The organism is Streptomyces murinus (genome assembly GCF_002154555.1).
GTDB classification, from domain to species: Bacteria; Actinomycetota; Actinomycetes; order Streptomycetales; family Streptomycetaceae; genus Streptomyces; species Streptomyces murinus.
In genome coordinates this window covers 1-15,069 of the sequence record NZ_MUNF01000385.1, presented here as the reverse complement: position 1 = coordinate 15,069, position 15,069 = coordinate 1, and the positions used below count along the sequence as shown (strand labels likewise).

The window sequence follows — 15,069 nt, the reverse complement described above, 5'->3', positions numbered from 1 at the left end:
GGAGAAACACGCGCCGGGCCCCAGCTCCAGGCTGAGGGCGCACGGGCCCGGCGCGTGTTTCTCCGCGTTCGTCACCAGTTCGCTCACGACAAGCTGTGCGTCCTGGACCGAGCGCCGCAGCGGCGCCGGGCGGGCCGCGGCGAGCAGGGCGGCGACGGCGTCACGCGCGTCGGCGCTGCTGCACATGCCGGTGTCCCAGGTGCGGCTGTAGCCCAGGTCCTGCGTCCTCGGGTGCGTCCTCAGCGAGATGTCCATACCTCGTCGCCCTTTTCCCTCCGGGGTTCGGGGTCCCTTCCTGCGCGCGTGCGGGGAACGTGCCGTCCTGTAGCTCGGCTACCCGCTGGTCCGTCGATCAAGGGGACGTGCGCCGGGAATCCTTCGGTTGCACACGAATCCCTGCTGGCAGCGGGTGCCGGACGCGACAGCGGGCCCCGGGAATCCGCTGGGGGTGGATTCCCGGGACCCGCTGGAGTCGATCGTCCGGGTCAGCGCCATGGCCGACGGCCGGCCTCAGTGCTTGAAGGTGTCCTTGGCCTTCTCCTTGGCCTGCCGGGCATCGCCCTTGGCGCCTTCCATCCGGCCCTCGGCCTCCATGCTCTCGTTGCCGACGGCGCGGCCGATGGCCTCCTTGGCCTTGCCCTTGGCCTGCTCCGCCTTGCCCTTCGCCTTCTGGTTGCCTGCCATCGGAGTCTCCCATCCCAACGTCTCGTGAAGTCCGTTCGCCCTTCGGTTTGCCACTGCGACGCCCCTCAAACCGATTACCCGTCCTTGGTTGTACAGGCCAGACTGCTAAACCTATTGTTACTAATCATGGATGTGGCGACAGAAGACATGGCGGGGACAGCCCCCGCCGACCCGGGCGGCGACCCGGGGACCAGCGCGCTCGCGGGCGCGCTCCGGCTGGCCATGGGCCGGATCGTGCGCAGGCTGCGCCAGGCCCACGCGGTGGGTGATCTCACCCTCTCCGGCGCCTCGGTGCTGGCCCGGCTCTCCCGCAGCGGACCCGACTCGCCGGGCGCGCTCGCCGAGTTGGAGCGGGTACGGCCGCAGGCGATGGCCGGCACCCTGGCCGGTCTTGAGCAGCGGGGACTGGTCAGCCGGGCGCCCGATCCGGCCGACCGGCGCCGGGCCGTCATCGCGATCACCGAGGAGGGCCGGACCGTGCTGGAGCGGCGCCGCTCCGAGTCCGCCGACCGCCTCGCCCACGCCCTGGACGGGTTCACCCCGCAGGAGCGGGAGGCCCTGACCGACGTACTGCCCCTCCTCGACCGACTGGCGGAACAGCTGTGAACGCCGGTACGCCCGAGGGCGGCATACGCGCCCGGCTCCTCGCCCGCTCGGCCCGGCAGCGGGCCGCACCGCCCGGCCCCGGCTACAAGTGGGTCGCCCTGTCCAACACCACGCTCGGCGTCCTGATCGCCACGATGGACGCCTCCATCGTGATCATCTCGCTGCCGGCCATCTTCCGCGGCATCGGCCTGGACCCGCTCGCCGCGGGCAACATCGGCTATCTGCTGTGGATGATCCTCGGCTATCTGCTGGTCTCGGCCGTCCTCGTGGTGGTCCTCGGCCGGCTCGGCGACATGTTCGGCCGGGTGCGCATCTACAACCTGGGCTTTTTGGTCTTCGCCCTCGCCTCCATCGCCCTGTCCCTGGACCCCTTCCGGGCCGGGGCGGGCGCGCTGTGGCTGATCCTGTGGCGCATCGTGCAGGCGTTCGGCGGCTCCATGCTCACCGCCAACTCGGCCGCGATCCTCACCGACGCCTTCCCCTCCCGGCAGCGCGGCATGGCGCTCGGCATCAACCAGATCACCGCGCTCGCCGGGCAGTTCCTCGGCCTGCTCGCCGGCGGTCTGCTGGCCGCCGTGGACTGGCGGGCGGTGTTCTGGGTGAGCGTCCCGATCAGCGTCACCGGCACCATCTGGTCGTATCTCAGCCTGCGCGAGACCGCGGCCGGCGGGCGCGGCCGAGTCGACTGGCTCGGCAACCTCACCTTCGCCTCGGGCGCCGGCATCCTGCTCGCGGGCATCACCTACGGCATCCAGCCCTACGGCGGCCACCCGACCGGCTGGACCAACCCGCTCGTCCTCACCGGGCTGATCGGCGGCGTGTTCCTGCTGCTCGTCTTCTGCGTGGTGGAGAACAAGGTCGCCGAACCGATGTTCCGCCTCTCACTGTTCAAGGTGCGGGCCTTCGCGGCGGGCAACCTCGCCGCCCTGCTGACCGCGATCGCCCGCGGCGGGCTCCAGTTCATGCTGATCATCTGGCTCCAGGGCATCTGGCTGCCGCTGCACGGTTACGACTTCGAGGACACCCCCTTGTGGGCGGGCATCTTCATGCTGCCGCTCACCCTCGGCTTCCTGCTCGCCGGTCCGGTCTCCGGCTACCTCTCCGACCGGTTCGGCTCCCGGATCTTCTCCACCACCGGGCTACTGGTGGTCGCCGGGTCCTTCCTCGGGCTGCTGGCCCTGCCGGTGGACTTCGACTACGGCCCCTTCGCCGCGCTGCTGCTGCTCAACGGGCTGGGCCAGGGCATGTTCTCCTCGCCCAACACCTCCTCGATCATGGGCAGCGTGCCGGCGAAGTACCGGGGCGTGGCCTCCGGGATGCGCTCCACCTTCCAGAACTCGGGCACGGCCCTGTCCATCGGTGTGTTCTTCTCGCTGATGGTCTCCGGCCTCGCCGCCACCCTGCCGAAGACGCTGAGCAGCGGCCTGGCGGCGCACGGTGTGCCCGCCGCGACCGCGCACCAGGTGGCCTCGCTGCCGCCGGTGAGCACCCTGTTCGCCACGTTCCTCGGCAACAACCCCATCGGCCATCTGCTCGCGGGCGGCACCCTGGACCAGCTGACCGCCGCCCAGCGGGCCACCCTGACCGGCCACACGTTCTTCCCCGAACTGGTCTCCGGGCCCTTCCACCACGGCCTGACCATCGTCTTCAGCGTGGCCGCCGGCATGGCCCTGGTCTCCGCGGTGGCCTCCGCGCTGCGCGGCGGCCATGAACGCGCCGACGAGGCGCCGCCGACCGGCACCGGGCAGCCCGCGCCCAAGCCGAGCGGGGCGGCGCGCCCCTCCTGAGCCCCCGGTCCTGGGTCAGCCGGGTCCCTCGGACCCGGCGCGCTCGTGGCGCCGTCGCAGGACATGACGGGCCACGAGTGCGAGGACCAGGACCGCGAGGGCCGGCACGAAGTAGAGCTCGTAGCGCTTGATGTCCTCGTAGACCGTGTCGATATGGCTGCCCGCCAGATAGGCCAGGGTGGTCCACAGACCCACCCACAGGGCCGCGCCGAGGGCGTTGAAGGCGAGGAAGCGGCGCCAGTGCATGCCCGAGGTGCCGGCGACGATGCCGTTGGCCTGGCGCAGGCCCTCGATGAACCGGGCCACGGTCACGATCACTCCGCCGTGCCGGGCGAAGAAGTCCTCGGCGACCGCGAACCGCTTCGGGGTGAGGAAGACGTACTTCCCCCAGCGGTGCACGAAGGCGCGCCCGCCGAAGTGGCCGATCAGATAGCCGATGTTGTCCCCGACGACGGCCGCGGCGAACGCGATGAGGGCCACCTTCACGATGTCCAGCTCACCCGCGCCCGCGTACACCCCGGCGGCGAGCAGGATCGTCTCGCCGGGTGCCGGGATGCCGAAGTCCTCCACGAGGATCACGGCCCCCACGGCCCAGTAGCCGTAGTGGCCGAGCAGCGGCGCCAGATGGGCCAGTGGTCCCGGAAGCGGAGGGGCGGCCATGCCTCAACGGTACGGGCGGTCAGAGGGCGGGGCCCCCGGCGGTACCGGGGGCCCGCTGGCAACTGGGGCACAGCTCGTGCTCGCCGTCGCGGCTGACGACGGTTCCCCAGCCGAGGCAGCGTTCGCAATCGCGGGCGCGGCTCAGGTCCGGGTGGGGCGGCGGGACGTGGCTGGAACGGGCTGCGTGCACCATGCGGCGAGCGGCTCCTTGCGGTGTGAGGGAGTCGTAAGGATGTCCGAGTTGCCAGATTAAGTCTTATTTATCCCTCATTTCTGTGATGTACGTCACATCCCATGGGGTCAACCGAGATTTCCCAGCCGGGCCTCGCGCCACAGGTCGACGCCGCCGTCGGTGGCGTACGTGTCGATCTCGGCCAGTTCCTCGTCGGTGAAGTCGAGGTGGTCCAGCGCCGCCACGTTCTGCTCCAGCTGCTCGGTGCGGGAGGCGCCGATGACCAAGGACGTCACCCGCTGGTCGCGCAGCGCCCAGGCGAGCGCCAGCTGGGCCAGGGTCTGCCCGCGCCGGGCGGCGATGCCGTTCAGGGCGCGCAGCCGGCGCAGCACGTCCTCGGTCAGCCAGGAGCGGTCGAAGGAGTCGCCGCGCGCGGCCCGCGAGTCGCCCGGCACGCCGTCCAGGTAGCGGCCGGTCAGCAGGCCCTGGGCGAGCGCCGTGAAGCCGATGACGCCGAAGCCCTCCTCCTGGGCCACGTCCAGCAGGCCCTCGGTCTCGATCCAGCGGTTGAACATGTTGTACGACGGCTGGTGGATCAGCAGCGGGGTGCCCAGGTCGCGCAGGATCGCGGCGGCCTGCCGGGTGCGCTCGGCGTCGTAGGAGGAGATGCCGACGTAGAGCGCCTTGCCCTGGCGCACGGCCGAATCGAGGGCGCCCATCGTCTCCTCCAGCGGCGTGCTCGCGTCCAGCCGGTGGGAGTAGAAGATGTCCACGTAGTCCACGCCCATCCGGCGCAGCGACTGGTCCAGCGAGGCCAGCAGGTACTTACGGGACCCGCCGCCCTGCCCGTAGGGGCCGGGCCACATGTCCCAGCCCGCCTTGGTGGAGATCACCATCTCGTCGCGGTGCGGCGCGAGGTCCTGCCGCATCAGCCGGCCGAAGTTGGCCTCCGCCGAGCCGTACGGCGGGCCGTAGTTGTTGGCCAGGTCGTGGTGGGTGATCCCCAGGTCGAAGGCGCGCAGGGCGATCTCGCGCTGGGTCTCGAAGGCGCGGTCGTCGCCGAAGTTGTGCCAGTAGCCCAGGGAGAGAACCGGCAGGTCGAGGCCTGAGCGGCCGGTGCGGCGGTAGCGCATGGTGCCGTCGTAGCGAGCGGGGTCCGCGACGTAGGTCATCGGGTGTTCTCCGGGTGGTGCGGTACGGGTGCCCCCAGAGGTGCGAGGGGGGTCCGTCCACCCTGCGCCGAGGTGATCCATAAGTCCAATTGCGCAGCCGGATGGGATTGAGCGGTCCTGCTTCTGAGTGGGGCTGGCCGATTTTCCGAGTGGCGCCTGTCCGATCCTACGAATTTCGCGCGGACCGGGTTACCGGCCTCTCCCGGCTCTGATAGGAAACTTTCCTACCAGTACTCGCAGCGCCTTCGTACTGGCCCAACTCGCCACCCCCCACACCTACTTGGAGCCCCAGTGGTGCACGAACACCGCGATTCAGCAGCCTCCGCCCGTCTGTCCCGCCGTACCCTCGTCGCCGCGCTCGGCGCCGTGGCCGCCGGTGCCGCGCTCGGTGTCCCGAGCGCCGTCGCGGCGCAGGCCGGCACCGCCGCCGCGACCGGCCTCGACGATCCCGCGAAGAAGGAGATCGCGATGAAGCTGGTGTCGAGCGCGGAGAACTCCTCGCTCGACTGGAAGGCCCAGTACAAGTACATCGAGGACATCGGCGACGGCCGCGGCTACACCGCCGGCATCATCGGCTTCTGCTCCGGCACCGGCGACATGCTCGACCTCATCCAGCTCTACGCCGACCGCAAGTCGGGCAACGTCCTGGCCAAGTACCTGCCCGCGCTGCGCAAGGTCAACGGCAGCGACTCGCACTCCGGGCTCGACCCGGACTTCCCCAAGGACTGGCGCAAGGCCGCGCAGGACACGGCGTTCCAGACGTGCCAGGACGACGAGCGCGACCGCGTCTACTTCGACCCCGCCGTCGCCCAGGGCAAGACCGACGGACTGCGCGCCCTCGGCCAGTTCTGCTACTACGACGCCATCGTCATGCACGGCGACGGCGACGACTCCACCAGCTTCCGCAACATCCGCAAGCGTGCCCTGCGCACCGCCGAGCCCCCGGCGCAGGGCGGCGACGAGACGGCGTACCTCAACGCCTTCCTCGACGCCCGGGTCTGGGCCATGAAGCAGGAGGAGGCCCACAGCGACACCACCCGCGTCGACACCGAACAGCGGGTCTTCCTGCGCAAGGGCAACCTCGACCTGAAGACGCCGCTCGACTGGAAGGTGTACGGGGACAGCTACCACATCGGCTGACGGCCGCTCGCGGCTACGAGGGCTACGCGGGCCGCGGGACTACGACGGCTACGCGGGCTGCGGGGGACCGGCGGGGGCGGGCGCCACGGCCCCCGCGGGCACCGCCGCCTCTGCGGCGATCCCGGCGGCCTGCCGCGCCGTGATCCGCTGGATCACGGCGACCGCCAGCACGGCCGCCGCGCCGTAGAGGACGTCCGCCGCCACGGTCAGGGCCGGCGACCCGGGCGCGCCGTACCCGTTGCACACCACGGCGAACCGGGCGTGCGCCACCCAGGCTCCCCACCAGACGTCCACCAGCCTGTCCGAACGCGCGGGGGCGGCGTCACCGGCCCGGGAGAGTGCTCGCGTGCAGCACGTCCTGCACCAGGGGCCGGGGCGCCCAGAGGCAGACCACCGGTATCAGCCAGGCGAGGACACCCCAGGCGGCGGACCCCCGCACCACGCCGGGGGAGAGCAGGCCGGCGGTCCGACGGCAGCGGGCGAACCAGACCAGGAACACCGCCGTCGTCAGGACCGTCCCCCACAGGTAGAGCGTCGTGACCCAGGACCCCGCGGGCAGCGCATGCGGTGCCCGGGGGCCGACGTGCACCGCCCGGGTCAGCTCCACCGCGACCGCGGCGACCACCGCGAACTGTGCGCAGCGGGCGGCGGCCCAAGGGGCTCCGGGAACGGGCGCGGAAGCGGGTGCGGTCACGGTGGCGGGCCTGTCCGGGAAGCGTCCCGCACGAGCGGCCGGACGGTGCGGAGATCAACGGATCATAAGGTGGGGCGTACTCGCGCGCCATGCTCCTGACGAGGAAAGATGGGCGTCGGCGAGTGACCGAAACCGATGCGGAGGAACGCACTCATGGCGCACGAGCGAGCCGGCCGGCCGGCCGGTCCCGAGGATCTTGTCGATGTGGCGAGGCTGGTCACGGCGTACTACGCGCTGCACCCGGACCCGGCCGACCCGGCCCAGCGGGTGGCGTTCGGCACCTCGGGGCACCGGGGCTCGTCCCTGGCGAGTGCCTTCAACGAGGACCACATCGCCGCCACCAGCCAGGCCATCTGCGAGTACCGCGCCGGGCAGGGCATCGACGGCCCGCTCTTCCTGGGCGCCGACACCCACGCCCTGTCGGAGCCCGCGAAGGTCACCGCGCTGGAGGTGTTCGCCGCCAATGACGTGACCGTGCTCATCGACAGCGCGGACGGCTACACGCCCACCCCCGCCGTCTCGCACGCCATCCTCACCCACAACCGGGGCCGCACCACGGGCCTCGCCGACGGCGTGGTCGTGACCCCCTCGCACAACCCGCCCGCCGACGGCGGCTTCAAGTACAACCCGCCCAGCGGCGGCCCGGCCGCCTCGGACGCCACCTCCTGGATCCAGGACCGCGCCAACGAGATCATCACCGGCGGCCTGAAGGACGTACGACGGCTGCCGTACGCCCGCGCGCTCGCCGCGGACACCACCGCCCGCTACGACTTCCTCGGCACCTACGTCGACGACCTGCCCGGCGTCCTCGACCTCGACGCGATCCGCGCGGCCGGGGTGCGCATCGGCGCCGACCCGCTCGGCGGGGCCTCCGTCGCCTACTGGGGCCGGATCGCCGAGCGGCACCGCATCGACCTCACGGTGGTCAACCCGGGCACCGACCCGACCTGGCGGTTCATGACGCTGGACTGGGACGGCCAGATCCGCATGGACTGCTCCTCGCCCTACGCGATGGCCTCGCTGATCGAGCAGCGTGACCGATACCGCATCGCGACCGGGAACGACGCCGACGCCGACCGGCACGGCATCGTCACCCCGGACGCGGGCCTGATGAACCCCAACCACTACCTCGCGGTCGCCATCGACTACCTCTTCCGGCACCGCGAGAACTGGTCGGCCCAGGCGGGTGTCGGCAAGACCCTGGTGTCCTCCACCATGATCGACCGGGTCGCCGCCGACCTCGGCCGCCGCCTGGTCGAAGTGCCCGTCGGCTTCAAGTGGTTCGTGGACGGGCTGATCGGCGGGGAACTCGGCTTCGGCGGCGAGGAGTCGGCCGGCGCCTCCTTCCTGCGCCGGGACGGCTCGGTGTGGACCACCGACAAGGACGGCATCATCCTCGCCCTGCTCGCCTCCGAGATCACCGCCGTCACGGACCGGACCCCGTCCGAGCACTACGCGGGTCTGACCGAACGCTTCGGCGAGCCCGCCTATGCCCGTATCGACGCCCCCGCCACCCGCGAACAGAAGGCCCTGCTGGGCAAGTTGTCGCCCGCCCAGGTCACCGCGGACACCCTCGCCGGGGAGCAGGTCACCGCCGTGCTCACCGAGGCGCCCGGCAACGGCGCGGCCATCGGCGGCATCAAGGTCAGCACCGACAACGCCTGGTTCGCGGCCCGCCCCTCGGGCACCGAGGACGTCTACAAGATCTACGCCGAGTCCTTCCTCGGCGCGGACCACCTGGCCCGGGTGCAGGAGGAGGCCCGGGCGGTGGTGCAGAGCGCGCTGGGCGGCTGAGCGACGACCTGCTGGCGTCGGGCACAGCGGCCGCCACGCCGATGCGTGGCGGCCGCCGTTCGTGCTCAGTGGTGCCCGTGGTTCCCCGCGAGCCGGTGCAGGACCGCCCCCGCCATGGCCTCCTCGCCCCGGGCGTTGGGGTGCGCCGGGGCCGCGGGCGCGGCCGGCTGGAGCGGCTCGATCCAGCGGTCCGCGGGCGCCTTGCACATGTCGTGGCCCACGGTCGGACCGTATGTGTCCACGTACTCGGCGCGGTTGCGCCCGGCCACCGTGCGCAGCATCAGGTTCAGCCGCTTCTCGGTGTCCCGCAGATAGGCGAAGTCGCCCTGTGCGAAGGGGACCTGCGGGAAGCAGCCCACCCCGTCGTCGGGCAGCAGATCGGGGTAGCCGACGACCACGACCCGGGCGTGCGGCGCCCGCGCGTGCACGGCCCGCAGCACCTCGGTGACCTTCGGCGCGGTCCGCCGTACCGCGAGCGCCAGCGCGTCCTGCCCGGACGCCTCGTAGGAGCGCTCGCAGGGACTGCCCGTCGGGTCCTGGACACCGAGCCGGGCGCAGGTGGCGATGATGGTGCCGAACCCGACGTCGTTGCCGCCTATTTGGAGCGTCACCAGGTCCGTGTTCCGTGAAACGGCGTCCAGCTGGGGCCCGTTGGTGCCCTGGGCCTGCCACATCTGCACGGTCGTCGCGCCCGAGCAGCTGACGTCGGTGAACGTCGTCGCCCTCGCCCGCCGCGCCACCAGCGACGGGTAATTCCGGTCGGAGCGGGCGCAGTCGGCATCCACCTGGGTGGGTATGCCCGGGCCCGAGGTGTAGGAGTCGCCGAGCGCCACGTAGTCCAGGCGGTGGCCGCGGCCCGCCGGATGCGCGGCGGCCGGAGTGGTGGCGGCGGCGACCAGGGCGCAGCCGCCCACCACCGCCGCCAGGACCGCCGCCCGCCGCCGGGCTCTCGCCCCGTCCGCCGGACGCCTGTCGTTCGTCATGGTTCCCCCCTGGGACCGGTACACGGCGCGGACGGCGCCGCCCTGGAGCGGCCCTCACGCGATCGACTGGGTCTGTATACCGTCCGGTAGGTCCCGCCGACCAGAAGCGCGAGCCCATGAGTTCGGGGGAGAACGCGGCGGGGAGCCGCCGGCGGGGCGCGGTGCCGGCGGCGGTGCGCGACCCCGCGCCCCGGCCTCAGGCGCCGGACGCGGCGACGGCCGGCGCGGGCTCCTGGAGCAGCGAGTCGTCCTCCGGCCGGGCCCCGGACAGCCGGTGGCGTGCCGCGATCAGGGCCATGTCGACATCCCGCGTCCCGGTGGCCACGCACAGCGTGTACGAGATGTCCGCGAGCCGCTGCTGCGCCCTCGGGGTGCTCTCCTCGGCGCCGAGCAGCGCGAGGGTCTCGTACTGGGTGATGAGGTCCTTCAGCACGGCGGGGTGTGCCATCAGCATGGGGTCGGCCTCCTGGTGTCTCGCCGATCTACGACGTCACAGGCGCGACTACCCGGGCCGGCGCCCCGCATGCCACCCCGGTGGTCCCCGGTCCCGCGCGCACCGCCCTTTCCGGACAGGAAGACGGACACGTCACCCGCACGGGTGCTCTCCGGCCGGTATGCGCCGGTCGGGCCCCCGTCGCCGCCCTCCGTCGCTGATCATGCACCTGTGAGTCTGCACACCCGAAGTGCCGTACCGCGCCGGGTCGTTCCGGCCGTGCTCGGCACCCTCAGTGTCCTGTCCCTGCTGTCCGCCCTGCCCGCCGCCGCGCAGCCCGCGCGTGCCGCGGCCCGGCCCGCCGCGCCGCCGCCCCGGCAGGCCACGGCCGCCGAGGCGCGGACCGACGCCTACCTCCGCTCGGTCAAGGACCGGCCCGCGGCCCTGCGGGCCTTCTTCCGGCAGCTCCCCAAGGGCGGGGACCTGCACAACCACCTCTCCGGAGCGGTGAACACGGACTACCTCATCGAGCTGGCCGCCGAGGACGGCCTGTGCATCGACGCGACGATGACCGCCGTCCCCTCGCCCTGCGGCCCCGGCACGCGCCCCGCCGCCGACGCCCGCACCGACCGCGCCTTCCACGACGCGATCGTGCGCGCCTGGTCCATGCAGGACTTCCCGCCCGACGAGAACGGGCACGACCACTTCTTCGACACCTTCGGCAAGTTCGGCGAGGTCACCTGGCGGCACCGGGGCAAGCTGCTCGCGCAGGTCGCCGACACCGTCGTCGCCAACAACCAGTCGTACCTGGAGACGATGGTCACCCCCGCCTCCGACGGCGCCAAGCAACTCGCCGACCAGGTGGGCTGGGACGCCGATCTGACCGCCCTGCACCGCAAGCTGGCCGCGGGCGGCAAGCTGGACAAGCTGGTCGCGGACGCCCGCAAGGAGGCCGACGACGGCGACGCCGAGTTCCGCGCCACCGAGCACTGCGGCACCGCGAAGGCCCGGCCCGCCTGCGGGCTCACGGTCCGCTGGATCTCCCAGGCGTCCCGGGGCAGTTCACCGGTGCGGGTCTTCACCCAGCTGGACCTCGGCATGCGGCTCGCCGAGGCGGACTCCCGCTTCGTCGCCGTCAACCTGGTGCAGCCGGAGGACTGGGACAGCTCGCTGGAGAACTACAGCCTCCAGATGCGCATGGTCGGCTATCTGCGCACCGTGTACCCGAAGGCCCATGTCACCCTGCACGCGGGCGAGTTGTGGCCCGGACTGGTCAAGCCCGAGGCGCTGAAGTTCCATATCGCCGAGGCGGTGGACATCGCGCACACCCAGCGCGTCGGACACGGTGTCGACCTCGTCCACGAGGACAACTGGCAGCGCACCGCCCGCACCATGGCGGCCCGGCAGATCGCCGTCGAGGTGCCCTTCTCCAGCAACGCCCAGATCCTCGGCGTCAAGGGTGCCGAGCACCCCTTCACGACGTACCGCCGCTACGGCGTCCCGGTCGTCCTCGCCACCGACGACCCCGGTGTCTCGCGCATCGACATCAGCCACGAGTACCAGTACGCCGCCGCCACCTACGGCCTCGGCTACCCGGAGCTGAAGGACCTGGCCCGCGCCTCCCTCCAGTACGCCTTCCTGCCCGGCGCGAGCCTGTGGCAGGGCAACCCCACCGCCCAGGGCTACCACCCGGTCGCGGCCTGCCGCGCCGAGCGCCCCGGACAGCCCGTGCACAGCGCGGCCGGAATGCATCGATTGGCCGAGAAGTACGAGGTCATACAACCGGATGACCCGATTCCGTGCGGGAGCGCGGGTCGGGTCTTCGCCATTACCCGGGCTTTGCGACGACGTTTCCGGTAACCCCACGCACCCCCGTCGTCACGGCCCGTACCGTGCAGGGATGCCTCTCCCTTAAGATCATCACATCGTCATCACATAGCCTTCACGGAACGACCACTTTCGGCCGATCGCGTTCCGGGTCCTCGTGACGGGGCAGACGCGGTACGCGCCCCGCGCCTAGCCTCCCGGGCCATGCGATCACCTCTGCTGAGACGCCTCGGTCTCACCGCCGTCCTCGCCGTCGTCCTCGCCGTCTTCGGCTTCAGCACCATCGCCAGCGCGGACCCGGACCCGGCCGCCCTCACCTTCAGCACCGACAGCGCCACCACCACCCCCGGTGGTTCGGTCAAGCTGTCGATGACGCTGACCAACAACAAGACGTACGACGTCCTGTTCGTGTACCAGACGATCGATCCGACCTGGCTGACCACCCAGCGTCCGGACCTGAAGTACAGCTTCGCCGGCTGCACCCTGGCGGCCGCCGACGGCAGCAGCAGCTCCTGCTCCGGCACCGGCCCGACCAACCTCGGCACCAACTACGGCGCCACCATCCCGCCCGGCCAGAGCCGTACCGTCACCCTGACCCTCCAGGTCGCCGCCGACTCCGGCTGTAACGGCAACATCGGCTTCTACTCGTACTTCTACGCCGAGTTCAGCGACGGCAGCAACAGCAATGGCGGCCCGGTCTACACGCCCGAGACCCGCGTGCTCTGTTCCTGACGGACCTCCCGCGCCGTCCGCAGGAGCGGTTACGTCGCCCGGTGGACCCGACGGTCCGCCGGGCGACGCGGGGCACGACGGGAAAAAGCTCAATCGGGTTGCGTCACAAGGCAGTTGGACACCCGCCATTTTCCGTCAGGTTTCGTGACCCGACCATAAAAGCTACACACATCCATCACTATGTGACGCGACGGATGCACGACGACCGGCTTCTGAGGGGGACGCCGGAGTCGTGCGAGGGGGTGCGTCCGCTCCATGCGAGCCGTACTCACCCCTGTCCGGGGAGGGGAACTTCACCGCATGAAGCGGACCATTCGCACCACCGCGCTGACGGTGGGCGCGCTCATCGCCGCACTGGGCCTGCAGGCCGGACCGGCCCAGGCCGACAGCGGCACACCACGTATCGACCTCAGAGTCCTGGTGGTGAGCGACGGCGGCCCGGCCACCGACGCCATCGCCGCCGAACTCACCTCGGAGGGAACGCCGTTCACCGAGGTCGACCTGACCAGCGGCAGCCGGCCCACCATCGACGCCGGCTTCCTCGCCGACACCGTGGACGGCCGGGCCCGCGCCAAGTACCAGGCCGTCGTGCTGCCCAACGACAACCCGTTCGCCGCCGGCAGCGCCGAGATGAGCGCGCTCGCCGCCTACGAGCAGACGTACGGCATCCCGCAGGTCGACGCCTACACCTACGCCCGTCCCCAGGCCGGGCTCCAGGTCCCGACCACCGGCGGCTACTCCGGCAGCGTCGACGGCGTCCAGGCCCAGGTCACCGCGGCGGGCAAGGCGGGGCCCTTCGACTACCTCAAGGGTGCCGTGCCCTTCGAGGACAACTCACCGACCGTGGGCGAGAGTTACGCCTATCTGTCGACGCCCGCACCCGGCGCCGACTTCACCCCGTACGTCCAGGCGGCCATCCCCGGCACCACCACCCAGGGCTCGCTCGTCGGCGAGTACCGGCACGACGGGCGGCGCGAGCTGGTCATCACCTTCGTCTACAACCAGTACCAGCAGCAGTTCCGGCTGCTGGCCCGCGGCATCGTGGACTGGATGACCGGCGGGGTGCACCTCGGCTCCTCCCGCAACTACTTCGCCGTGCACGTGGACGACGTGTTCGCGGCCGACGACCGCTGGGACACCCAGCTCAACTGCACGCCCGGCGACGTCGACTGCACCAACAGCTCCGGCACCCCGAGCCCGATCCGCATGACCCCCGCGGACGTCGACTACGCCGCCGCCTGGGAGCAGAGCCACAACTTCACCCTGGACCTCGCCTTCAACGGCTCCGGCAGCGTCGACCAGCGCGCGGACAACAACGGCGTCGACCAGCTCGCCGACAAGTTCATCGCCGACCGCAACCAGTTCCGCTGGATCAACCACACCTACACGCACGCCTTCCTCGGCTGCGAGCAGGACACCACCGTGGTGCCGTGGAAGTGCGCGACCAACCCCGACGGCAGCACCCAGTGGGTCAGCCGGCAGACCATCGACGACGAGATCGCCAACAACCGCGCCTGGGGCCAGACCAATGGACTGCCCCTGGACAACACCGAGTTGGTGACCGGCGAGCACTCCGGGATGCGGATCCTGCCGCAGCAGCCCGACGACAACCCCAACCTGGGCCCCGCGCTCACCGACAGCGGCGTCAAGTGGCTCGGCGCGGACGCCTCCCGCGACCCCGCCCAGCGCCAGGTCGGTCCCGCCGACACGGTCGCCCGCTACCCGATGAACGTCTTCTACAACGCGGGCAAGGCCTCCGAGGAGGCCGACGAGTACAACTGGCTGTACACCAGCCGCGCCCAGGGCGGCAGCGGCCTGTGCGAGGACAACCCCGCGACCACCACCTGCCTGCCGGCCCCGCTGGACACCAGCACCGGCTACCAGGACTACATCGTGCCGCTGGAGACCCACATCGACCTCGGGCATGTGCTCTCCAACGACCCGAAGCCGCACTTCATCCACCAGTCCAACCTCGCCGAGGACCGCATCGCCTACCCGGTCCTCAACGGTGTGCTCGACGGCTACAACGACCTGTTCGCCGCCAACACCCCGCTGGTGAACCTGCGGATGAAGGACATCGGCACCGAACTCCAGCGCCGCACCGCCTGGACCGACGCCCTGAACGCCGGCCAGGTCACCGCCTACCGCATCGGCAACACGGTCACCGTCCAGGCCCCCAGCGGCACCTACACCAACGCCACGCTGCCCACCGGCAGCACCCTCGGCACCGGCGCCTTCGGCAGCGCGTACGCGGGTGAGCTGTCCGGCTGGACCGCCGCCACCGCCACCCCGCTCACCTTCACCCTGCCCGCCGCCGCGCCCGCCGCCACCCCGGGCACCCACGGCCACACCCACCCGGCGGCCACCGCACCGCCCCCGCGCACC

The 15,069-nt window shown here is 71.5% G+C and carries 15 protein-coding genes and 1 pseudogene; 7 read left to right on the top strand and 9 right to left on the bottom strand.

The features are described 5' to 3' along the window. Together CCN72_RS23125 and CCN72_RS23120 are read right to left on the bottom strand one after the other, a co-directional pair. A pseudogene (locus CCN72_RS23125) lies at nt 1-255 on the bottom strand (ATP-binding protein); the annotation flags it as partial. Nucleotides 256-510: 255 nt separating this feature from the next. Continuing rightward, a complete protein-coding gene (locus CCN72_RS23120; RefSeq protein ID WP_078967593.1) occupies nt 511-684 on the bottom strand; it encodes a CsbD family protein in 174 nt (57 codons plus the stop codon). 147 nt (nt 685-831) lie between these two features. On the opposite strand from CCN72_RS23120, the gene CCN72_RS23115 reads away from it, so the two are divergent. After that, nucleotides 832-1,290: a MarR family winged helix-turn-helix transcriptional regulator gene (locus CCN72_RS23115; RefSeq protein WP_086809228.1), complete on the top strand. Its 459-nt coding sequence runs from the start codon at nt 832-834 to the stop codon at nt 1,288-1,290. A 134-nt stretch (nt 1,291-1,424) separates the two neighbouring features. Then, nucleotides 1,425-3,077, top strand: coding sequence for an MFS transporter (locus CCN72_RS23110; RefSeq protein WP_244174398.1), 1,653 nt, complete (start codon nt 1,425-1,427; stop codon nt 3,075-3,077). A gap of 15 nt (nt 3,078-3,092) precedes the next feature. On the opposite strand, the gene CCN72_RS23105 is transcribed toward CCN72_RS23110, so the two are convergent. The 3 genes from CCN72_RS23105 to mgrA all read right to left on the bottom strand — a co-directional run bounded on the left by CCN72_RS23105 (nt 3,093) and on the right by mgrA (nt 5,081). Further along, nucleotides 3,093-3,737, bottom strand: a complete 645-nt coding sequence (locus CCN72_RS23105; protein ID WP_086809224.1) for a DedA family protein — start codon at nt 3,735-3,737, stop codon at nt 3,093-3,095. A 19-nt stretch (nt 3,738-3,756) separates the two neighbouring features. After that, nucleotides 3,757-3,930 (bottom strand): hypothetical protein, encoded by a 174-nt coding sequence (locus CCN72_RS39720; protein WP_167408712.1) that lies wholly within the window; start codon nt 3,928-3,930, stop codon nt 3,757-3,759. A 107-nt stretch (nt 3,931-4,037) separates the two neighbouring features. Continuing rightward, the gene (gene mgrA, locus CCN72_RS23100; RefSeq protein ID WP_086809222.1) at nt 4,038-5,081 is read right to left on the bottom strand and encodes an L-glyceraldehyde 3-phosphate reductase; all 1,044 of its coding nucleotides are present in this window, start codon (nt 5,079-5,081) and stop codon (nt 4,038-4,040) included. 291 nt (nt 5,082-5,372) lie between these two features. Here mgrA and CCN72_RS23095 point away from each other — a divergent pair, with 291 nt between their 5' ends. Then, nucleotides 5,373-6,221 (top strand): chitosanase, encoded by an 849-nt coding sequence (locus CCN72_RS23095; protein WP_086809220.1) that lies wholly within the window; start codon nt 5,373-5,375, stop codon nt 6,219-6,221. A gap of 48 nt (nt 6,222-6,269) precedes the next feature. Here CCN72_RS23095 and CCN72_RS23090 read toward each other — a convergent pair whose 3' ends face one another. Further along, nucleotides 6,270-6,491 carry a hypothetical protein gene (locus CCN72_RS23090; protein WP_143664171.1) on the bottom strand — a complete coding sequence of 74 codons (222 nt, stop codon included), beginning with the start codon at nt 6,489-6,491 and terminating at the stop codon, nt 6,270-6,272. Between the two features lie 52 nt (nt 6,492-6,543). Continuing rightward, nucleotides 6,544-6,915 carry a DUF4328 domain-containing protein gene (locus tag CCN72_RS23085; protein ID WP_086809216.1) on the bottom strand — a complete coding sequence of 124 codons (372 nt, stop codon included), beginning with the start codon at nt 6,913-6,915 and terminating at the stop codon, nt 6,544-6,546. A gap of 153 nt (nt 6,916-7,068) precedes the next feature. Between CCN72_RS23085 and pgm the strand changes: the two genes are divergently transcribed. Continuing rightward, on the top strand, nt 7,069-8,709 hold the full coding sequence (gene pgm / locus CCN72_RS23080; protein WP_086809213.1) for a phosphoglucomutase (alpha-D-glucose-1,6-bisphosphate-dependent): 1,641 nt from the start codon (nt 7,069-7,071) through the stop codon (nt 8,707-8,709). 65 nt (nt 8,710-8,774) lie between these two features. Here pgm and CCN72_RS23075 read toward each other — a convergent pair whose 3' ends face one another. Together CCN72_RS23075 and CCN72_RS23070 are read right to left on the bottom strand one after the other, a co-directional pair. Next, complete coding sequence (locus tag CCN72_RS23075; RefSeq protein ID WP_086809211.1) at nt 8,775-9,692, bottom strand: SGNH/GDSL hydrolase family protein; 918 nt, start codon at nt 9,690-9,692, stop codon at nt 8,775-8,777. Between the two features lie 196 nt (nt 9,693-9,888). Beyond that, nucleotides 9,889-10,146 carry a DUF5133 domain-containing protein gene (locus tag CCN72_RS23070; RefSeq protein ID WP_086809209.1) on the bottom strand — a complete coding sequence of 86 codons (258 nt, stop codon included), beginning with the start codon at nt 10,144-10,146 and terminating at the stop codon, nt 9,889-9,891. A gap of 210 nt (nt 10,147-10,356) precedes the next feature. Here CCN72_RS23070 and CCN72_RS23065 point away from each other — a divergent pair, with 210 nt between their 5' ends. From CCN72_RS23065 to CCN72_RS23055, 3 genes are all read left to right on the top strand, one after another. Then, nucleotides 10,357-11,985, top strand: coding sequence for an adenosine deaminase family protein (locus CCN72_RS23065; protein WP_086809207.1), 1,629 nt, complete (start codon nt 10,357-10,359; stop codon nt 11,983-11,985). A 171-nt stretch (nt 11,986-12,156) separates the two neighbouring features. Further along, nucleotides 12,157-12,684, top strand: a complete 528-nt coding sequence (locus CCN72_RS23060) for a hypothetical protein (RefSeq protein ID WP_086809205.1) — start codon at nt 12,157-12,159, stop codon at nt 12,682-12,684. A 300-nt stretch (nt 12,685-12,984) separates the two neighbouring features. Next, the coding region (locus CCN72_RS23055; protein ID WP_244174394.1) for a hypothetical protein at nt 12,985-15,069 on the top strand (2,085 nt) is incomplete at its 3' end.